This window comes from Halorubrum aethiopicum (genome assembly GCF_001542905.1).
GTDB lineage: Archaea > Halobacteriota > Halobacteria > Halobacteriales > Haloferacaceae > Halorubrum > Halorubrum aethiopicum.
The window spans coordinates 1,541,214-1,562,319 of record NZ_LOAJ01000001.1; the positions used below are offsets into that span (position 1 = coordinate 1,541,214).

Consider the following 21,106-nt stretch of genomic DNA (forward strand, 5'->3'; position numbering starts at 1 on the left):
GGCTCCGCGAGGGGGCAGCGACCCTTCAGGTTTCTCCGGAAGCCGTGCGCCTTTAGGCGTGCCCGGCGACCGGGAGCGCGATGACAAGACGATGGAACGTGCTTCTGCCCCCGACCATCGATCCGGTCGGGCCGGAGTCGCTCGCCGACGTCGCCGACTGTACGAGCCGCGCGGACTACGCCGACGAGGACGAACTGCTGGCCGACGTCGACCGATACGACGCGATCGTCACGCGGACGCAGCCGGTGACCGCGGAGCTGATCGCGGCCGCCGACCGGCTGAAGGTGATCGCCAAGCACGGGACCGGCGTCGACAACGTGGACATCGACGCCGCGACCGACCGCGGCGTGGTCGTCGCGAACACGCCGGGAGAGAACACGAACTCCGTGGCCGAACACGCCGTGACGCTGCTTTTGGCCGCGAAGCGGAACGTCGTCCGCGCGGACCGCGCGACCCGGGAGGGCGACTGGCGACGCGAGGACTTCCGCGGCCGCGACCTCTCCGGCCGGACCCTCGGGCTGTTCGGCGCGGGCAACGCGGGCCGGCGGGTCGCGACGCTGCTGTCCGGCTTCGGCGTCTCCTGCGTGGCGTTCGACCCGTACGTCGACCCCGCCGACCTCCCCGAGAACGTCTCGCTCGTCGACGACCCGATCGACCTCTTCGAGCGCGCCGACGACGTGAGCGTCCACGCGCCGCTGACGGACGAGACGTACCACGCCGTCGGCGCCGAGGAGGTCGGCGCGCTCCCCGCGGACGCCGTCCTCGTGAACACGGCCCGCGGCGGCGTCGTCGACGAGGACGCGCTCGTCGCCGCCCTCCGGGAGGGGACGATCGCCGGCGCGGGCGTCGACGTGTACGAGACGGAGCCCCCGGAGCCCGACGACCCCCTCCTCGAGTGCGAGTCGGCCGTGTTCACCCAGCACAACGCGGGCGTCTCCGTCGACGCGCTCGAGAACATGAGCCGGGCGGCCGCCGGCATCGTCCGGACCGTCCACGAGGGCGGCGTCCCCGAGACGACGCTGAACCCCGACGCTCTCGAATAGGTTTTATCCGAAGACGCACATAGCCGGGCCGTGGTCGCCCTCCACCGACCCGCGGGCTCGAACCGATCCGAGGCGATCGCCGTCGCGGTCGCGAACCTCCTGCCGCTCGTCGGCGTCGTCGCGCTCGGCTGGAACGCCGCGGCGCTCGTGACCCTCTACTGGTTCGAACTCGGCATCGCCGCGTTCTTCGCCGTCGTCCGCGGCCTGTTCGCCGGTCGCCCGAGCGACCTCGACGCCGACGCGCTGGTGTTCGGCGCACTGGCCTCGAAGCCCCTGGCGCTCTCGGTCCCCCGGACCGGCGTTCGGATCCACCTCTCCTCCGTCCTCTCCCTCGCGATCGTCGCGCCGATCCTCGCCGGGACGTGGATCGTCCTCGGCGGCGTCGTGTTGGGGTTCGTCGGGGCCGACTCGCTCTCCGATCCCGCCCTCGAGACGGTCACGATCGCCGTGGCCGTCGTCCTCCTCTCGGAGGCCGGGACGACCGCCGTCGACTACTTCTACCGCGGCGGCTACCGCGAGGAGAGCGCGGGGACGGCGGTCTCGGGCGTCTTCTTCCGGCTCGCGACGGTGCTCGTCGGCGGGATCATGACGGTGACCGTCGTCGCGGAGGCGGTCGGCGTCGACGGCGACGCGACCCCGACTGAAGCGGCCGACCCGGTCGCGTTCGGGGTGCCGGTCCTCGTCGGGGCGGTGTGCGTCAAGTTCGCGTTCGACCTCGCGGGGCTGTACCGTGACCGGCTCGCCGCGCTCGACGAGTCCTCGGGCGGGCTCCTCGGCTGGTCGCACGAGCCGCCCGCGCGGGATCCGGTCGAGGACGACCTCACGGACGCCGACCGCCGGATCCGGCCCTCGCTCGCCGGCCGGCTGTTCGGCGAGCCGGTCTCGCCCGCGGCGCATCCCGGGCCGTGGTACCTCTCGGTCCTCGCCCTCCTCGTGGCGCTCCTCTTCGCGCTCGGGCAGGCGTGGGGGATCGTTGCCGGGTTCGTCGCCCTCGCGGTCGCGGTCCCGCCGGTCGCCGTCGCGGTCGACTCGCTGATCCGGTACGGGCCCGTCGAGTACCGCGTCGCCGACGGCGAGGGGGCCGCGGGCGGTCCCGCGATCGTCGGGTACGACCGGCTCTGTGGGGCCGCGCTGTGGCGGATCGAACCGTGGGACGAGGAGGCGCTGCGGGTCGAACGCGACCGCCTCGACGGGCGGGTCGGCACCGAGACGATCGCGGTCGAGCTGCGGGACCGCGAGGTTCGGATCCCGCGGCTCGCCGCCGCGGACGCGGACGCCGTGATCGACGTCTTCGACCGGCGACCGGAGCGTTCCGATCGATCCGACGGGTGAGCGCGGGGATCGGGATCGAACGATGATCCCGATATCGATTTTCGTGTACGGCGTTTCCCGTATTCGTGGATAACCTATATAACGACCACCGCCGTGGATGGACGTATGACGGCAGGACCACCGATCGAGGAGATCCACTTCGATGACGCGCCGGACGTCGACTCGGTTCCCGGCCCGAAGGGTCGAGAGCTGCTCGAGAAACAGGAGCGCATCGACAGCAGCGCGGTCAAGTACCCCGGCGACATCCCGATCGCGTTCGATTCGGGGAAGGGCGCGACGGTCCGCGACGTCGACGGCAACACCTACATCGACATGTTCGCCGGCATCGGCGTGTTGAACGTCGGCCACTCGAACCCGTACGTGCTGGAGGCGGTCAGGGAACAGACCGACAAGCTCGTCCACACCGTCGACTTCCCGACCGAGGCGCGGCTCGACCTGATCGAGAAGCTCGACGAGATCGCGCCGGCGGGGCTTCGAGGCGAGAACCGGGTCGTCTTCGGCGGCCCCACGGGCAGCGACGCGGTCGAGGCCGCGATCAAGCTCGCGAAGTACAACACCGGTGGCGACGGCCTGATCGCCTTCCGCGGGAGCTACCACGGCGCGACCTCCGGCGCGATGGCGCTCACCGCGAACAAGGGATTCAAGGACGACTACACGCCCCTGATCCCGGACGTGGTCCACGCGAAGTACCCCTCGCCGTTCATCGACCGCGACGAGTCCGGCGACTCGTGTGCCCGCGCGCTGAAGGAGGTCGAGGAGATCATCGAGGACCCCTACGGCGGGCTCGCGAACCCGGCCGGCATCTTCGTCGAGCCGATCCAGGGGGAAGGCGGCGTCATCGTCCCGCCCGAGGGCTTCCTGAAGGGGCTCCGGGAGATCGCCACCGAGAACGACATCCCGCTGATGTTCGACGAGATCCAGAGCGGGCTCGGCCGCTCGGGGAGTGGTGGGCCAGCGAGTGGCACGGCGTCACGCCCGACATCATGACGACCGCGAAGGCGCTCGGCGGCGTCGGCTTCCCGCTGTCGGCGACGATCTACCACGAGGACCTCGACACGTGGGACGCCGGCGGCCACGCCGGCACCTACCGCGGACACACCGTCGCGATGCGCGCCGGCACCCGCGCGATCGAGTACATCCAGGAGCACGACCTCCTCGCGCACGCCCGCGACCTCGGCGAGCACGTCCGGGACCGGCTCCGGACCGCGGGCGAGGGGAACGACCGCCTCGGCGAGGTCCGCGGCCGCGGGCTGTTCATCGGCGCGGAGTTCGTCGACGAGGACGGCGACCCCGACGGCGACGCGGTCGAGGCGATCCAGCAGTACTGCTTCGAACACGGCGTCTTGGTCTGGACCGCGGGCCGCCACGGCAACGTCCTCCGCCTGCTGCCGCCGCTCGTGTTGACCCGGGATCTGGCCGACACCGCCGTCGACGTGATCGTCGACGCGATCGACCACGTCACCGCCGAGACGGCCGCGTCGCGGTAGCGCGCCGGCCTCGAACGCGCCGGCCCCGCGGCGGGGAAACCGCCGCGGGCGAACGCCCCGCGACTAAACGACTTATATACGCTCGCAGTATACCACCGCAGAACCAATGTCCCACGACGTGCGGAACCGACTCCCGTCGATCCGACGAGCGTTCCACAGACACCCGGAGCCCGGCTGGTGTGAGTTCCGCACGACCGCCCGGATCGTCGAGGAGCTGCGCCGGATCGGCGTCGACGATCTGGCGATCGGTCGGGAGGCGCTCTCCTCGGACCACCGGATGGCCGTCCCGCCGCCGGAGACGCTCGAGGAGTGGCGCGACCGGGCGGCCGAGGCGGGCGTCGACCCCGGCGTGCTCGAGGCGACCGCCGACGGCCACACCGGAGCCGTCGCGACCGTCCGGAACGGCGAGGGACCGACGGTCGGCCTGCGGGTCGACATGGACGGCGTCTCGATCCCGGAGTCCGACGCCGCGGGCCACCGCCCCGCGGACGAGGGGTTCCGCTCGGAGACCGACGGGTACATGCACGCCTGCGGCCACGACGCGCACGCGACGATCGCGCTCGGCGTGCTCGAGGCGGTGAAGGCGAGCGACTTCGAGGGGACCTTCAGGGCGTTCTTCCAGCCCGCCGAGGAGGTCGCCGGGGGCGGCAAGCCGCTCGCCGAGGGGGGATACGTCGACGACGTCGACGAGCTGCTCGCGTTCCACCTCGGGCTCGGTCGGCCGACGGGGACGGTCGTCGCGAACGCGACCCGGCCGCTCGCGATGGCGCACATCAACGCGACCTTCGAGGGGGCGAGCGCGCACGCCGGCAAGGAGCCGAGCGGCGGGACGAACGCGATGCAGGCGATGACGACGGCGGTCCAGAACGCCTACGGGATCGCCCGCCACGGCGACGGGCTCACCCGCGTGAACTTCGGGCGCGTCGAGGGCGGGAGCGCGAGCAACGTGATCGCCGAGGAGATCACCCTCGACGGCGAGGTCCGCGGCGAGACCACGGCGCTGATGGAGTACATGCGGACGGAGCTCGAGCGGGTCCTCTACGCGGCCGCGGAGCTCCACGAGTGCGACGTGGTGATCCGCCGGATCAGCGAGTCGATCCGGGTCGACGGCGATCCGACGCTCGCGGACCTCGTCGCGGGCGTGGCCCGGACGGTCCCGTCGATCGGCGAGGTGGTCCCCGAGGCCCCGCTGGAGGCGAGCGAGGACGCGACGTTCCTGATGGACCGCGTCCACCGGAACGGCGGGCGGTCGCTGTACCTGGTCGTCGGCGCGGACCACCCGACCAGCCACCACACGCCGACGTTCGACCTCGACGAGCGGGCGCTCGACGTCGGGGTCGAACTCCTGACCGAGGTCGTCGAGGCGTTGGGTGCGGACCGGTCGTAGCGGTCCGCCGGCTCCGGCGGCGAGAACCGCGCCGACCGAACGCGGCCGATATGGGCCTCGGACGCGGCGGAACGCCGACGTCGGCGCGTCGAACGCTTCTCCGACCACAACCATTAATCCGCTGAGCCCCCGGTTTCCGGGTATGTCCGAAGACGAGCTGCCCCCGTCGCTCGAAACGGCGGCGGACGCCGACCGACCTCGCGGGATCTTGACGCCCTCGGACCGCGATTTCCTCCTCGGTCGAAAGACCGACTACACCGAACACTCCCGGAAACAGAAGCGCAACCGGATCCGCCGGCGGGTTCGCAACGCGGTCCTCGATTTCAGCATCCTCTACGAGTGTCTGGAGGACCGCGACCGGAAGACCGTCTTCGACCCCGACGACGAGGACCGCGAGGCGTACACGCGGGGGATAACCGACATGCTCGCGTTCCTCCACCTGGGGACCATGGGGTACGTCACCCCGTTCAAGGACATGCTCTCGCAGGGCGTCGCGAAGTCCGAACAGCGGCTCGCGGGGTCGGACTACCGGATGGTCCGCGTCGAGTTCAACGTCGACCCCGTCGGCCAGATCGACGTCGACGAGGTGATAGCGAAGATCGAGGCCGACGAGTTCGAGCGCATAACGGACGAGGAGCTGCGGGCGTTCGTCCGTCTGCTGTCAATGTCCGAGGAGTTCGCCCCCGACGACGTTCGCGACGGGCTCAAGGCGAACGTCGACGAGTTCGTCGCGGAGATCCGCGAGAGCGAGGAGCGCCGCGACAGGGCCGTCGAGGAGCTGACGACGCGGGACGGTCGCTGAAACGCGGGTCCCCGTCGCGGCGTCGGATCGGGGATCGTCGCGTGCGACGCGGCCGTCGACCGGTGTCAACCTTTTTGCCGCGCTCGCCGTACGTGCCGCCGTCGTGACCGCCACGATCCAGGTGTGCGTCGCCGTTCCGACGTGTGCGCGCTGTCCGGTGGGGTCGCTCTCGGAGCGGACGCCGGTGCGTGAGGTCCGCGTCGACCGCGCCCGCGACCGGATCGACTTCGTCGCGGAGGAGACGCCCGCGGACCCGCCCTCGGAGCTGGAGTTCGTGGAGTTCGCAGATCGGGCGCACGGCCGATACGACCTCGACGACGGGACGGCCGACTGCTCGCCGGAGACCGCCGACCCTCCCCGAGAGGCGTCCGGGAGCGACGCGGCGGACGGGTCGCCGGACCGATCCGGATGCGGGTGCGACGGGTTCCCGCCGGCGTTCACGGAGCTGCCGGTGTCCCCCCGCGAAACCCGGGTCGAGGACGGCGAGCTGGTGGCCTCGTTCGTGCTGGCCGGCTACGCCGAGCTGCGGACGGTCCTCGATGCGTTCGGCGGTGCCGACGTCAGACACGTCCTCGTCGACGGCGACCGGATCGACGGGGGACCGGACGTGGTTCCGGTCGACCTCGGCGAGGTGACGGAGCGACAGGCGTCGGTGGCCGCCGTCGCGGTGAGCCGAGGGTACTTCGACCCCGACGGTGCCTCCACCGAGGAGATCGCGGAGGAGCTCGGACTGGCGAAATCGACCGTCTCCGAGCACCTACGGCTGGTGACCGCGACCGTTCTCTCGCAGATCTTCGACGACCGCACTTAAAACACCGAATAGTTCGGGAGTAGCTAATTGTTCGTTTCCGGTCAACCGTACCGAACGTGCTACTCGTTCGCTCACGCTGACCGCGACGTGGAACCCGCGTACCGCCGGGAGCGCCCGCCAACTCGACCGCCGTGGACCCGCCGCGGACGGTTCGAGGCGCGCGGGCGTCCCGGGCGCGGCGACCGCGAAGGCACCGTCGCGAGAGAACGCGAGTCGGGGTCGCCGGGACCCCGCCCGACCCGCCGAGACGAGAACCCACTCACACACCACACAATGGACCGACGAACGACCGTCGTGCTCCTCGTCGTGCTCGCCGTGTTGCTCCCGACCTGGTACGTCGGCTCACACGGGGAGCCGTCCTCCGAGGAGATCAGGATCGACCAGAGCGTCAGCGAGATGCAACCGCTGGAGGGAGTCGTCGACGCGCCGACCAAGCTGTCGCCGAGCCAGGTCGGCGTCATCGTCTGGATCGCGCTTCTGGCGCTTCTCGGCGCGGTGGCCTTCTTCCACCGCTTCATGAACCGGGCGGCGCGTCCCGACGAGCCGGATTCCGCCGAACCAGGGTCCGACGAACCGGGCTCCGGGAGGGCCGACTCGACGGCCACCGACGGAGGGGAGCTTCGGACTCCTCCCGGACGGTCGGCCGGCCCGACCTTCCCGTGGCTGGAGACCGACGACCGGTGGATAGTCGAGTACAAGGAGGCCAGCGACGCCATCGAGGGGCTCGTGGCGATGGGGGGGCTCACCGTCCTTGCCATCGTCTTCGCGGCGCTCTTCACCGCCGAGTACCTGACGCTCGCGCGCACCCAGTACTTCGGGCTCTACACGTTCGGGCTGTTCATGTCGCTCCTCGGCTCGACGGTCTCCTACTACGCCTGGTTCATGCCACACGTCGAGGTCGCCGAACGGAGGGACCACCGATGAGCGGGGACGCGCCCGCGCCCGACGCCGACGGCGGGGACGCCGGGAGCCGGGACCGGTGTGACGCCTGTCCCGACGGCGACGGCCCGACCGTCGACGCGAGCATCTACGGGGCGTTTTGGCGGAACGCGCGCGCCGAACTGGAGCGGCGCGACTACGCGAAGGTGCTCGCCACGGTCGGCGGGCTCACCGCGGTCGGCAGCCTCGCGGCACCCGTCGCGGGACTGACGCGCGTCTTCGACCGCAAGTACGAGGGGCCGGTGTACACCGACGGGGTGCCGCTCGTCGACGGGGCGGGAGAGCGGATCGCCGAGGACCGGCTCGCCCCGGGCGAACAGCTCACCGTCTTCCCGGAGCCGCGCCCGGGGATCGAGGACGCGCCGACGCTCCTGGTCCGGTTCGAGGAGTCGGCGTACGCGAGCGAGGTGCGCGACGAGTACGTCGTCGGCGGCTACGCCGCCTTCTCGAAGGTGTGTACCCACGCCGGCTGTATGGTCGCCGACCGCGACGGCGACGTGTTGGTCTGCCCGTGTCACTCCGGCCGTTTCGACCCGACGAGCGGGGCGCGAGTCGTCGGCGGGCCGCCGCCGCGGTCGCTCCCGCAGCTCCCGATCACGGTGTCGAGCGAGGGGTATCTCGTCGCGACCGGCGACTTCCAGGGACCGGTCGGCGCGGGGGGCGAGTGATGTCCCGGACCGACGCCGCGGCGGAGCGCGCGCGGGACGCCTACGAGTGGGTCGACTCGCGGCTTGACCTGGAGGACGCGAGCGACTTCCTCGGGAAGGCGTTCCCGGCGGAGGACTCCTTCCTGCTCGGCGAGGTGGCGCTGTTCTGTTTCGTCGTCCTCGTGTCGACGGGCACCTTCCTCGCGTTCTTCTACGAGCCGAGCACGGCCTCCGTCGAGTACGCGGGCAGCGTCGTCCGGTATCAGGGCCGGGACCTCCCGGCGGCGTACAAGAGCGTCCTCAACATCACCTACGACGTTCCCTTCGGGATGTTCCTCCGGCGCATGCACCACTGGGCGGCGCACCTCTTCGTCGCCGCCATCGCGCTCCACATGCTCCGCGTGTTCTTCACGGGCGCGTACCGCAACCCGCGCGAGCCGAACTGGCTCGTCGGGACGGGGCTCGCCGGGCTGGCGATGTTCGCCGCCTACACCGGGTACTCGCTGCCGTACGACGAGTTCGCGAGCACGGCCGTCGGGATCGGCTACAACGTCGCTGCCTCGATCCCGATCGTCGGCGACCCGGTCGCGAGCATCGTCTTCGGCGGCCAGTTCCCGACGAGCGCGACGATCCCCCGGCTGTTCTTCCTCCACGTCTTCCTCATCCCGGCCGCGATCGCCGGGCTCATCGCCGTCCACATGGCGATCCTCCTCCGACAGAAACACACCGAGAGTCCCCGCGACGGCGACGTCCCGCCGGCGTCGGCGGGCGGCGACGGGGGGTGGGGGAGATGAGGCGGTAGGGAGAGACGAGGCGGTGAGGGGCGACGAGATGGGGCGGAGCGACGACCCCGCGGGCGACCCGTCCGGCGCGGCGGACGGGGGGCGGACCGTGATCGACCGCGACGACGACGACGTCGTGATCGGGCTCCCCGCCTTCCCGAACCAGACCGCGGTGAGCGCGGCGGTGTTCTTCCTCACCATGGCCGTGCTCTCGCTTCTCGCCGGACTGCTCCCCGTCCACAACATCGCCGCCTACGGGCCGAACGACCCGGCGTCGACGCCCTCGCTCATCATGCCGGACTGGTTCCTGATGTGGGGGTACGGCTTCCTGAAGCTCACCCCCTCCTGGATGAGCGTCGACGTGCTCGGGATCCACGTCAGCTCCGAGTTCGTGGGCGGGGTGTTGCTCCCGGGACTCGTGTTTCTCGCCGTCGCGGTCTGGCCGTTCGTCGACCGCGCCGAGGAGCCGGAACACTTCACGCGGAACCCCCTCGATCGGCCGTTCCCGACGGCGGTCGGCATCGTCGGCGTCACCCTCGTGATGGTCGCCTCCATCGCCGGGATGGACGTGATCCTCGCGGAGATCCTCGGGACGTCGACCGCCGTCCTGCGCCCGTACCTGACCGCGGCGCTGATCCTCGTCCCCGCCGCCGCCGGGACGATCACGTACGGGGTCCTCGGCGGGTTCGGCGGCTCCGGCGGGACGGAGGCCGAGGAGACGAAAGCGGAGACGGATCCCGACGACGAGACCGGACCGACGGAGGCGGAGAACCGATGACCGACTCGGATCCCGCCGTCGGACTCTCGCTGTCGCCGCGGCGGTACCGGTGGGCGGATCGGCTGACGAAACTGACCGGCGTCGGGCTGATCGCCGCCGGCCTCGACGCGGGGGGCGGCACGCCGACGGGGATCGCGCTCGCGGTCGTCGGCGTCGCGCTCGGCCTCGCGACCGTACTCATCGACAAACATGACTGACACGACGGACACCACGGACGAACGGACTCGAAACGACGTCGCCGCCGCCCGCCGCGACTTCCTGAAGGGGGTCGGGGCGGCCGCCGCCGTGGGGGCGACCGGCCTCGGGAGCGCACAGGACCTCACGGAGATGAACGCCCTGGAGGTCGTCGACGACCCGATCGGCGACTACCCCTACCGGGACTGGGAGGACCTCTACCGCGAGGAGTGGGACTGGGACGGGAAGGCCCGCTCCACCCACAGCGTGAACTGTACGGGGAGCTGCTCGTGGCAGGTGTACACCCGCAACGGGCAGGTGTGGCGCGAGGAGCAGGCCGGCGACTATCCCCGGTTCGACGAGTCGCTGCCGGACCCGAACCCGCGCGGCTGTCAGAAGGGCGCGTGTTTCACGGACTACGTGAACGCCGAACACCGCGTCACCCACCCGCTCCGCCGGACCGGCGAGCGCGGCGAGGGGAAGTGGGAGCGTGTCTCGTGGGACGAGGCGCTCACGGAGATCGCGGAGGAGGTGGTCGACGCGGTCGAAGACGAGGAGTACGACGCGATAAGCGGCTTCACCCCGATCCCCGCGATGAGCCCCGTCTCGTTCGCCTCCGGGAGCCGACTGGTCAACCTGCTCGGCGGCGTCAGCCACTCGTTTTACGACTGGTACTCCGACCTCCCGCCGGGCCAGCCGATCACGTGGGGGACCCAGACCGAGAACGCCGAGAGCGCCGACTGGTACAACGCCGACTACATCATCGCGTGGGGGTCGAACGTCAACGTCACGCGGATCCCTGACGCGAAGTACTTCCTCGAGGCCGGCTACGACGGGGCGAAACGCGTCGGGATCTTCACCGACTACAGCCAGACGGCGATCCACTGCGACGAGTGGATCGGCCCGGAGCCCGGCAGCGACACCGCGCTCGCGCTCGGGATGGCCCGCACCATCGTCGACGAGGGGCTCTACGACGAGGAACACCTCAAAGAGCAGACGGACATGCCGCTCCTCGTCCGCGAGGACACCGGGAAGTTCCTGCGCGCGAGCGAGGTCCCCGGCCTCGACGTCGACGCCGACCGCCCCGAGAAGGTGTTCGTGATGGCGGACGCCGACGGCGGGCTCCGGACGGCCCCCGGCTCGCTCGGCGAGCGCGACGGCCAACACGACGCCTCCGCGAGCATCGAGCTCGACTTCGACCCCGAACTCGCGGTCGAGCGGACGGTCGACACCGACGACGGGACGGTCGAGACGCGCTCCGTCTGGTTGAACCTCCGCGAGGAGCTGTCGGCGTACACGCCGGAGCGCGTACACGACCTCACCGGCGTCGGGGAGTCCACGCACCGGCGGATCGCTCGCGAGTTCGCCGACGCCGACCGCGCGAAGATCATCCACGGAAAGGGGGTCAACGACTGGTACCACAACGACCTCGGCAACCGCGCGATCCAACTGTTGGTCACGCTCACCGGGAACCTCGGTCGACAGGGGACCGGGCTCGACCACTACGTGGGCCAGGAGAAGATCTGGACGTACAACGGCTGGCAGCGCCTGTCGTTCCCGACCGGGAGCGTGCGCGGCGTGCCGACGACGCTGTGGACGTACTACCACGCCGGCATCATGGAGAACACGGACCCGGACACCGCCGCCCGGATCCGCGAGTCGATCGAGAAGGGGTGGATGCCGCTGTACCCGAGCGAGCGCGACGACGGCTCCCGGCCGGACCCACGGATCATGTTCGTCTGGCGCGGCAACTACTTCAACCAGGCCAAGGGGAACGTCGCGGTCGAGGAGGAGCTGTGGCCCAAGCTCGATCTGGTCGTCGACGTCAACTTCCGGATGGACTCGACTGCGCTCAACAGCGACATCGTCCTCCCGACGGCGAGCCACTACGAGAAACACGACCTCTCGGAGACGGACATGCACACGTACGTCCACCCGTTCACGCCCGCCGTCGAGCCGCTCGGCGAGTCGAGGACGGACTGGGAGATCTTCCGCGCGCTCGCGGAGAAGATCCAGGAGGTCGCCGAGGAGCGCGACGCCGGCCCGGTCGACGACCGGCAGTTCGACCGGGAGATCGACCTCCAGTCGGTCCACGACGACTACGTCCGCGACTGGGAGACGGGCGAGGCGGGAGCGCTCGCGGAGGACCGCGCGGCCGCCGAGTTCATTCTGGAGAACTCCGAGGAGACGAACCCCTCCGACTCCGACGAGCGGATCGAGTTCGGCGACATCGACGAGCAGCCCCGGCGGCTCCTCGCGACGGGCGACCACTGGACCTCGGACATCGAGGAGGGCGAGGCGTACGCGCCGTGGAAGGACTACGTTCAGGACAAGGAGCCGTGGCCGACGTTCACCGGCCGCCAGCAGTACTACATCGATCACGACTGGTTCCTCGAGCTCGGCGAGGAGCTGCCGACCCACAAGGAGGGGCCGGTGCTCCAGGAGAAGGCGGAGTACCCGCTCAGCTACAACACGCCGCACAGCCGGTGGTCGATCCACTCGACGTGGCGCGACGACACGAAGATGCTCCGGCTCCAGCGCGGCGAGCCGACGGTCTACCTCAACCCCGACGACGCCGCGGAGCGAGGCATCGAGGACGGCGACACCGTGCGGGTGTACAACGACCTCGACTCCGTGGAGGTACAGGCGAAGATCTACCCGAGCGGCGAGCCGGGGACTGCGAGACACTTCTTCAGCTGGGAGCGGTTCCAGTACCCCGACCGCAACAACTTCAACTCGCTCGTGCCGATGTACATGAAGCCGACCCAGCTCGTCCAGTACCCGGAGGACTCGGGCGAGCACCTCCACTTCTTCCCGAACTACTGGGGCCCGACCGGCGTGAACAGCGACGTGCGCGTCGAGGTCGAGCCCGTCGAGGAGGGGACCGAATCGGTCGCGAGCGGCGGGGTCGGTTCCGGCGGGACCGCCGAGGGCGACGCCGACGGGAGCGACCGCGGGCCGCTCGGACGCGTGAGCGACCTGCTCGGAGGTGACGACCGATGAGCAGGACCGACGACGGGACGCCCCGCGTCGGCGACGGCGAGGGGACGGCCCAGACGGAGGACGGGAACGTCCCGATCGCCGAGGGCGTCGACCACCAGGTCGCGATGGTGATGGACCTGAACAAGTGTATCGGCTGTCAGACGTGTACGATCGCCTGTAAGACCAACTGGACCGAGTCGGGCGGGCGCGAGTACATGTACTGGAACAACGTGGAGACGAAGCCCGGCGCGGGCTACCCCCGCGACTGGGAGGAGCTCGGCGGCGGCTGGGACGAGGAGGGCCAACAGCGGACGCCGGGCGAGCTCCCGGACGAGGAGGCGTACGGCCGCCCGTGGGAGTTCAATCACGAGGCGATCATGTACGAGGGAAGCGACGAGCCGCTCCGCCCCATGGAGAACGCCGACTGGGGGCCGAACTGGGACGAGGACGAGGGGGCCGGCGAGTACCCGAACTCCTACTACTTCTACCTCCCCAGGATCTGTAACCACTGTACGCACCCCTCCTGTGTCGAGGCCTGTCCGCGCTCCGCGATCTACAAGCGCGAGGAGGACGGGATCGTCCTGGTCGACCAGGACCGCTGTCGCGGCTACCGCTACTGCGTCGAGGGATGCCCCTACAAGAAGGTGTTCTACAACGCGCAGACGAAGACGAGCGAGAAGTGTATCTTCTGTTACCCGCGGATCGAGGGCGAGGGGCCCGAAGGCGAGGTCCGGCCACCCTCCTGTGCCGAGGACTGCCCGCCGCAGCTCCGCCACGTCGGCTTCCTCGACGACGAGGACGGCCCGATCCACAAGCTCGTGAACGAGTACGAGGTCGCGCTCCGCCTCCACCCCGAGTACCGGACCGAGCCGAACGTCTACTACATCCCGCCGTACGCGCCGCCACAGACCGGCGAGGACGGCGAGACGGTGGACGCGGACCGCATCCCGCTGAACTACCTGGAGGAGCTGTTCGGGCCGGAGGTGGAGGCGGCGCTCAACACGATCACCCGCGAGCGCGAGCGGGCCGAGCGGGGCCAGGAGAGCGAGCTGATGGAGATCCTCTCGACCGTGAACAACGACGATCAGTACCGGCTGGAGGTGTTCGACGATGGGGAGTGACGGCGACGGACGTGCGGGCGGGACCCCGACGTCCCGGGGCGACGCGGACGAGACCGCCGACCCGGGCGTCACCTCCCGCGATCTGGCGCTCGCGGCCGCGTTCGCGCTCGCGCTCGTTGCCGCGGCCGCCGCGGTCCCGGCGCTCGCCGGCGCGCAGGGGGCCTACGAGATCCCGGTCGACCGGCAGGCCGGGGCGGGCGATCTGGCCGAGCCGACCGGCTCCGCGTGGGAGTCGGCGGAGACGGTCGAGGTGCCGATGAGCAGCGCTGGCGCGGCGGTCCCGCAGGGGTCGGAGACGGCGGTCGGCTCCGCCCGCGTCGAGGCGGTCCGCACCGACACCCGGCTCTACCTCCGGCTGTCGTGGGCGGACCCCACCGCGAACACCTCGACGGACGCGATCCGGGAGTTCGCCGACGCCGCGGCGGTCCAGCTCCCGGCGTCGTCGACGGAGCGCCCGCCGCTCGCGATGGGGTCGGCGGAGAACCCGGTGAACGTCTGGTACTGGAACGGTGCCGGCGCGTCCGAGTCGCTGCTCGCCGGCGGTCCGGGGACCACGACCGAGACGAGCGGGTCGTCGATGCGGACGGCGGCGACGCACGCGGACGGCCGGTGGACCGTGGTGTTCTCGCGGCCGCTCCCGGCCGACCGCTCGAACGTGACGGACCTCACCACCGAGGCGGACACGAACGTCGCGTTCGCGGTCTGGGAGGGATCGAACGGCGAGCGGTCGGGCCGGAAGGCGGCGAGCGAGTGGTTCTACCTCTCGTTCACCGAGGAGACCGGAAGCCCCTACGAGATCGTCCTCTGGACGGTCGCCGGGGTCGCCGTCGTGTTCACCACGCTCGTGACCGTCGAGGGCGTCCGCCGAACGAGGGGTGAGTGACCGTGTCCGGATCCACCACCGATCGAGACGGCCAGCCCGCGCGTGACCTGCTCGACGCGGCGGACGACGACGCCGCCGCCCGCGGGGCGATCTACGGGATCCTCGCGAGCGCGTTCGAGGAGCCCGCCCCGGCGCGGCACGACGACTTCGCCGACGGCTCCATCGATCGGGCAGTCTCGACGCTCGTCGAGCGGTCGGGCCTCGACGTCGATGTCCCGGACCTGACCGTCGACGACGACCGCGAGACGCTCGCGGCCCGGTACAACGACCTCTTCGTCGTCGGCTACTCCGAGGTGATCGACGGGACGGACGGGACGATCGAGAACCAGGGGCCGCCGGCGTCGCTGTACGAGTCGAGCTACCGGTCGGACGCCTCGTGGAACGACGTGAACCTCGATCTGGCCCGCGCCTACGAGCACTTCGGCTGTGAGATCGGCGGCGACGAGCGCCGTCACCACGACAACCTCAGACTGGAACTGGAGTTCGCGGGCTACCTCTGTCGGCTCGCCGCGGCGGCCGAGGACGGGGAGGCGGACACCGCCGACGGCGACGGTCCCGCCGATCGGAGCGCCGCCTACGCCCGCGCGCGCATCGACTTCCACGACCGCCACCTCTCCGTCCTCGCCGACGGCCTCCGCGACGCGCTCGAATCCGAGCCCGGAACCGGCGTGTACGGTCGGCTCGCGACGTTCCTCGAGTCGTTCGTCGCGGCCGACGTCGCGGATCTCGCGGATCGGCTCGACGTCGGAGCGGGGAGCGGCGGGGCGGGGAGCGACGGCGGGGACGGGAGCGACGAGGACGCTCCCGCCGCCGGCTCCGACGGAGGTGGTGACGCGTGACCGCGACCGTCGAGGCGGACCGCGACGATCCGGAGACCGCAGAGGGTTCGGACTCGGCGGCGGCCGGACACGCACCGACCGGGGACGCACCGACCGGGGACGCGTCGATCGGGCACGCGGCGACCGGCCGCCGCACCCCCGCTGCGTCGCTCGACGGCCGGGTTCGCGCCGCGCCCGCGATCGCGGCGGTCGCCGTCGCGGTCGCGACCGCCCTCCGGGTCGCGTACAACGTCCCGTTCGACCCCGTCGCGCTCCCGGCCCGGACGGTCCCGGCGGCCGACGCGGTCGCCGGGTTGGTGACCGGCGCGGCGCTCGCGGCGCTCGCGCTCGCGTCCGCCCGTCCGGTCGTTCGGATCGGGCTCCTCTTTTCGGGCGTGTTCGGCGTTCTCGCGACGGTCTCCGACGCCGCCGCGGTCACGGCCGCGGTCGCGGTCCCCGGCGGCGTCGCCGTCGCCTTCGCCGGCGCGCTCGGCCGACCGACCACGTACCCGGAGCTCCGCCGCCGCGCCCTCGCCCTCGCGTTCCCGGTCGCGGCCGGGGTCTCGCTCGCGGCGACGACGTGGGGGCTCGGGACCGGCGCTCGGGCGACCGGATCGGCCGCCTTCCTCCTCTCGGTGACGCTGCTCGTCGGTCGGGCCGACGGCGACCGAGTCGCGCTGGCCGCGGGGGCGGCCGGCCTCCTCTGCGTCGTCGCCGCGAGCGCCGCCGCGCCGTACGTGACTGGGAGCGCGCTGCTCGCCGGCTTCGGCGTCGTCGGGAGCCCGCACCTGCTCGTCGCGACCGCCGCGGCGGGCGGCCTCGCGGCGCTCGTCGCCGGCGTCCACGACGGCGACGGGACGCTCGCGCTCGGGGCGGGAACGCTGCTCGCCGCCGGCGTCCCGGCGACGCCGTCGGCCGCGCTCGCCGCGTGTCTCGGGGCCGCGCTCGCCGCTCTCGATCCGGACGAACTCCTCGCCGCCCCGGAGGTGAGTCGATGAGGGACCCCGACGAGGCGACGGACGGGCCGACCGATCCCCGCGTCCACCCCGAGGAGAGCCCGGGGTTTGGCGAGGAGCCGGACGGGCTCGAGGACATCGAGGTGGACCGCGACGTCACCATCGGCGAGGCGTCACAGCGGGAGCTCCAGGCGACGGACACCGCGCCGCTCCGCGGGACCGAGGCCGGAGAGAAGGTCGCGACCCTCGCGGAGGGCGATCCGGTCGAGCGCCGCCGGGCGGCGCTGGCGCTCGGCGAGGAGCGCCGGAGCGACGCCGTCGTCGCCGCGCTCGTCGAACGCGGTCTCTCCGACGAGGACGCCGACGTGCGCCAGTTCGCGGTCGAGGCGCTCGGCCAGCTCGGCGGGGAGCGGGCGGGCGCGGCCGCGACCGAGGCGCTCGCGGACGAGAACCCCTGGGTCCGCGCCGAGGCCGTCGTCGCGCTCGACCGCATCGACCGGACCGCCCACGCCGAGGCCATCGAGGCCGCCCTCGACGACGGCCACCACGCCGTCGTCCGGAACGCGATGGTGTCGCTGTTCAAGCTCCGCGGCGAGGCCCTGCTCCCCGTCCTGCTCGAGGCGTCCCGCGACGACAGCGAGCGGCTCCGGGAGTGGGCCGTCCACCTGCTCGCGGGCGTCGACGACGAGCGCGCGACGGAGCGGCTCGAAGCGGTCGCCGGCGACGAGTCGGAGCCGCGCGTCGTCCGCAGCACCGCGGCGCGGGCGCTCGACGCCGATCCCGGGAAGTTCCGGCGACAGTTCAGCGGCGGCACCGAGGACGACAGCGCCGCGCTCCCGGGCGAGAGCACGCTCAACCGACGGCCCGACCTGTGAATCACCCGCACACCGACCCCCACACCGACTCCAGCACCCGAGGCGATCCCAATGACTGACTCGACCATCGACGACCCGGCGGCGGACGAATCGACCCCCGAGAACCGACAGGAGGCCCGGGAGGGACCGGAGACCGACGACGAGGCCCCCGCGACCGACGACGTGGAGGCCGCGCTCCGGGGGGTCCGCGACCCCGACGCGGACGTGAGCGTCTTCGAGGCCGGAATCGTCGAGGACCTCTCGGTCGACGACGGCGCGGTCGCGATCGAGGCGGACCTGCGCGAGTTCCCGCCCGACGCGGCCGAGCGCGTGTCGGCCGCCATGGTGCGCGCCGCCTCCGACGTGTCGGGCGTCGAGAACGCCCGCGTCGAGCAGGCGGACCCGAGCCCGGACCTCGACGGACGGGCGTCGGGGATGTCGACCGCGGACCGGGTGATCGCGGTCGCGAGCACGAAGGGCGGGGTCGGCAAGACGACCGTCGCGACGACGCTGGCGTGCGCGCTCGCGGCCGGGAGCTCGGGGGACGGTCCCGGCGGCGACGCCGACCGGTCCGGGGTCGGCGATGCCGACCGGTCCGGGGACGGCGACGGCGCGAGCGACACGAACGGCCCCTCGGTCGGCCTCTTCGACGCCGACATCTACGGGCCGAACGTCCCCTCGGTGGTCAACGCGAGCGGCCCGGTGTACAGCGACGACGACGGGAACCCGGTCCCCGTCGACGTCGGCGGGGACGGAGCCGGCTTGGAGGTGATGAGCGTCGGGCTGCTCTCCGACGACGGCCCGCTCGCGTGGCGCGGGGCGATGGCGCACGACGCGCTCTCGGACCTCTTCGAAACCACGGCCTGGAGCGACCCCGACACGGTCGTCGTCGACATGCCGCCCGGCACCGGCGACGTGGCCCTGACCACGCTCCAGGAGGTGCCGGTCGATGGGGTCGTCCTCGTCACGACGCCGTTCCACGCCGCCGTCTCCGACACCGCCCGCGCGCTGGAGCTGTTCGAGGAGAACGACGTGCCCGTGCTCGGCGTCGTCTCGAACATGGGGGAGTTCGTCTGCGACGAGTGCGGGACCGCCCACGAGCTCTTCGACGGGGACGACCCGATCGAGGCGCTGGACCTCCCGATACTGGCCGATATCCCGTTCGACTCGGCGCTACAGGCGACGCCGGAGCCCTCGGTCGACGCGCTCCCCGAGGCCGCAGCCGATCTCGCCGCGGCGGTCGAGGAGCGCTACGGGGAGATCTGGGACGTCGACCCGCCCGCCGACGCCGTCGACCTGCGCGGCCTCGATCCCGAAATCAGGAAGGAGCGCGTCCGCGAGCGGTTCGAGTCGCTCGACGCCGGCGAGGAGTGTACGATCGTCAGCGACCGCGACCCCGCGCCGGTCCGGGGGTTCCTCCTCGAGTCGGTCGCGGCCGACGCGCTCCCGAGCTTCCGCGTCAAGCGGCAGAACCCCGAGACGTGGCTCGCCCGGGCGACGCGTCCCTGATCCGGGACCGAACCTCCCCGGGAGCCCGTGCGAGACGAGAGCCTGAACTTTTATCGCCCGGCCGCCGTAGTGGGTCGTATGAAACACGCACAGGGGGAACTCCTCTCGATCGACCTGACGGACAGGACGGTCACGACGGAGCCGATCGACGACGTGCTCTCGGAGTTCATCGGAGGACGAGGGCTCAACACCCGCCTCGCCTACGAGCGGATCCCGTTCGACGCCGACCCGCTCGGCCCGGAGAACCGGATCTACTTCTCGACGGGGCCGATGCAGTACTCCACGACCTCGTACACGGGACGCATGGCCGCGACGAGCGTCTCGCCGCTCACGAACGGGATGTTCTCCTCGAACGCGGGGGGGTTCCTCTCGCGGAACTTCACCGGCGCGGGGTACGCCGCCGTCGAGATCGTCGGCGCGAGCGACGACCTGCTCGCGATCCACGTGCGCGAGGCCGACGAGGACGGCGCGCCGACCGTCGAGTTCGAGGAGGTCCCGGAGCTCGAGCAGGCGGAGGTGCCGGCGGTGTCGGACCACGTCGAGGCGGAACGCGACCTGGAGCCGGAACACCTGGCGTGTATCGGCCCGGCCGGCGAGAACGGGGTCCGGTTCGCGTCGATCATGACCTCCGAGACGCGCGCGTTCGGACGCGGCGGGCTCGGGGCCGTCCTCGGCGCGAAGGGCGTGAAGGCGCTCAGCTTCGACGGCGACGCCGACGCCGAGATCGAGCTCGACTGGCCCGCTGACGCCGGGGAGATCCACCGCGAGGCGGCGACCTCGGACTCGATCATGAAACGGCAGGGGACGACGAGCGTGACGGAGCTGTCGAACGAGATGGAGGCGCTTCCCACCTACTACTTCTCCGAGCAGTCCTTCGAGGGCGTCGAGGGCATCTCCGGCGACCGCGTCGAGGAGAAGAAGTACAAGAAGGGGACCTGCTCGAACTGCGCGTTCGCGTGTAAGCTGCCGACCCGCGACGAGGAGCGCGGCATCGAGACGGAGGGCCCCGAGTTCGAGACGGTGATGGCGTTCGGCAGCAACGCCGGCGTCGACAAGATGGTGGACGTGATGGCGGCGAACCAGCTGTGTGACGAGCTCGGCATGGACACCATCTCCTGTGGGAACGTGGTCTCGATGTTCCTCGAGAGCGAGGACGAGTTCGGCAACGCCGAGCTCGTCCGCTCGGTGGTCGAGCAGATCGCCTACCGCGAGGGCGTCGGCGACAAGCTCGCGGAGGGGATCCACCGGGCCCACGAGGAGTTCGGCGCGGATGACTGGACGGTGAAGGGGATGACCTTCTCGGCGCACGACGGCCGGTCGCTCAACGGCCAGGGGCTCGCGTTCGCGACCGCGAACCGCGGGGCCGACCACATGTACGCCGAGTTCTACCCGTACGAGTACCCGCTCGTGAGCAAGGAGGACGCCTTCGAGCCGAGCGGACTCGACGGGAAGCCGCCGAAGATCGTCGAGAAGGAGAACCGGAACGCCATCCTCGACTCCGCGGTCATCTGTAAGTTCTCGCGGGGCGTCGTCACCGACGACCGGCTCGCGGCGCTTCTCGACGCCGACTACGAGGACCTGATCGCGACCGGCGGCCGGGTCGTCGAGATGGAGCGCGCGTTCAACAACGCCCGCGGCTTCGACCGCGGCGACGACACGCTCCCGTACGCCGACCAGATCGAGGGGTTCGACGAGGGGCTCTCCGAGTACTACGCGATCCGCGGCTGGAACGACGACGGGACCGTTCCGGGGTACGACGACGTGGTCGGCCCGGCCGCGGGCACGGCCGACGACTGACCGG

16 protein-coding genes and 2 pseudogenes are annotated in these 21,106 nt (G+C 71.5%); all 18 read left to right on the forward strand.

Annotation, left to right across the window (positions count from 1 at the left end; genetic code table 11):
- Positions 1-80 precede the first annotated feature (80 nt).
- The 18 genes and pseudogenes from AXA68_RS07365 (at position 81) to AXA68_RS07450 (ending at position 21,102) form a co-directional block, all read left to right on the forward strand.
- Positions 81-1,043: a hydroxyacid dehydrogenase gene (locus tag AXA68_RS07365; protein WP_066414739.1), complete on the forward strand. Its 963-nt coding sequence runs from the start codon at positions 81-83 to the stop codon at positions 1,041-1,043.
- Positions 1,044-1,073: 30 nt separating this feature from the next.
- Positions 1,074-2,375 (forward strand): DUF6498-containing protein, encoded by a 1,302-nt coding sequence (locus tag AXA68_RS07370; protein ID WP_066414740.1) that lies wholly within the window; start codon positions 1,074-1,076, stop codon positions 2,373-2,375.
- Positions 2,376-2,480: 105 nt separating this feature from the next.
- Positions 2,481-3,862 (forward strand): annotated as a pseudogene (locus tag AXA68_RS07375) (aspartate aminotransferase family protein).
- A gap of 106 nt (positions 3,863-3,968) precedes the next feature.
- Positions 3,969-5,249, forward strand: coding sequence for an amidohydrolase (locus tag AXA68_RS07380; protein WP_066414742.1), 1,281 nt, complete (start codon positions 3,969-3,971; stop codon positions 5,247-5,249).
- 142 nt (positions 5,250-5,391) lie between these two features.
- A complete protein-coding gene (locus AXA68_RS07385) occupies positions 5,392-6,051 on the forward strand; it encodes a hypothetical protein (RefSeq protein WP_066414745.1) in 660 nt (219 codons plus the stop codon).
- A gap of 103 nt (positions 6,052-6,154) precedes the next feature.
- On the forward strand, positions 6,155-6,862 hold the full coding sequence (locus AXA68_RS07390) for a helix-turn-helix domain-containing protein (protein ID WP_066414747.1): 708 nt from the start codon (positions 6,155-6,157) through the stop codon (positions 6,860-6,862).
- A gap of 273 nt (positions 6,863-7,135) precedes the next feature.
- Complete coding sequence (locus AXA68_RS07395) at positions 7,136-7,786, forward strand: hypothetical protein (protein ID WP_066414748.1); 651 nt, start codon at positions 7,136-7,138, stop codon at positions 7,784-7,786.
- A complete protein-coding gene (locus tag AXA68_RS07400) occupies positions 7,783-8,469 on the forward strand; it encodes a QcrA and Rieske domain-containing protein (RefSeq protein WP_066414750.1) in 687 nt (228 codons plus the stop codon). Before AXA68_RS07395 ends, AXA68_RS07400 begins: the two co-directional genes overlap by 4 nt.
- A pseudogene (locus AXA68_RS17285) lies at positions 8,469-10,008 on the forward strand (cytochrome b). The gene AXA68_RS07400 and the pseudogene AXA68_RS17285 overlap by 1 nt, the downstream one beginning before the upstream one ends.
- Entirely contained in the window at positions 10,005-10,205 is a 201-nt protein-coding gene (locus tag AXA68_RS07410) for a hypothetical protein (RefSeq protein WP_066414753.1), read from the forward strand. Before AXA68_RS17285 ends, AXA68_RS07410 begins: the two are co-directional and overlap by 4 nt.
- The gene (locus AXA68_RS07415) at positions 10,198-13,185 is read left to right on the forward strand and encodes a nitrate reductase subunit alpha (RefSeq protein WP_066414758.1); all 2,988 of its coding nucleotides are present in this window, start codon (positions 10,198-10,200) and stop codon (positions 13,183-13,185) included. Before AXA68_RS07410 ends, AXA68_RS07415 begins: the two co-directional genes overlap by 8 nt.
- Positions 13,182-14,285 carry a nitrate reductase subunit beta gene (gene narH, locus AXA68_RS07420; protein WP_232745065.1) on the forward strand — a complete coding sequence of 368 codons (1,104 nt, stop codon included), beginning with the start codon at positions 13,182-13,184 and terminating at the stop codon, positions 14,283-14,285. The genes AXA68_RS07415 and narH overlap by 4 nt, the downstream gene beginning before the upstream one ends.
- Positions 14,275-15,168, forward strand: a complete 894-nt coding sequence (locus AXA68_RS07425) for an ethylbenzene dehydrogenase-related protein (RefSeq protein WP_080505178.1) — start codon at positions 14,275-14,277, stop codon at positions 15,166-15,168. The genes narH and AXA68_RS07425 overlap by 11 nt, the downstream gene beginning before the upstream one ends.
- On the forward strand, positions 15,165-16,007 hold the full coding sequence (locus AXA68_RS07430) for a molecular chaperone TorD family protein (protein ID WP_066414760.1): 843 nt from the start codon (positions 15,165-15,167) through the stop codon (positions 16,005-16,007). The genes AXA68_RS07425 and AXA68_RS07430 overlap by 4 nt, the downstream gene beginning before the upstream one ends.
- Complete coding sequence (locus AXA68_RS07435) at positions 16,004-16,984, forward strand: phosphate ABC transporter permease (protein ID WP_157884792.1); 981 nt, start codon at positions 16,004-16,006, stop codon at positions 16,982-16,984. The genes AXA68_RS07430 and AXA68_RS07435 overlap by 4 nt, the downstream gene beginning before the upstream one ends.
- Positions 16,981-17,817: a HEAT repeat domain-containing protein gene (locus tag AXA68_RS07440; RefSeq protein WP_066414762.1), complete on the forward strand. Its 837-nt coding sequence runs from the start codon at positions 16,981-16,983 to the stop codon at positions 17,815-17,817. Before AXA68_RS07435 ends, AXA68_RS07440 begins: the two co-directional genes overlap by 4 nt.
- A gap of 51 nt (positions 17,818-17,868) precedes the next feature.
- Positions 17,869-19,305: a P-loop NTPase gene (locus tag AXA68_RS07445; RefSeq protein WP_080505179.1), complete on the forward strand. Its 1,437-nt coding sequence runs from the start codon at positions 17,869-17,871 to the stop codon at positions 19,303-19,305.
- Between the two features lie 78 nt (positions 19,306-19,383).
- Entirely contained in the window at positions 19,384-21,102 is a 1,719-nt protein-coding gene (locus AXA68_RS07450) for an aldehyde ferredoxin oxidoreductase family protein (RefSeq protein WP_066414768.1), read from the forward strand.
- Positions 21,103-21,106 lie beyond the last annotated feature (4 nt).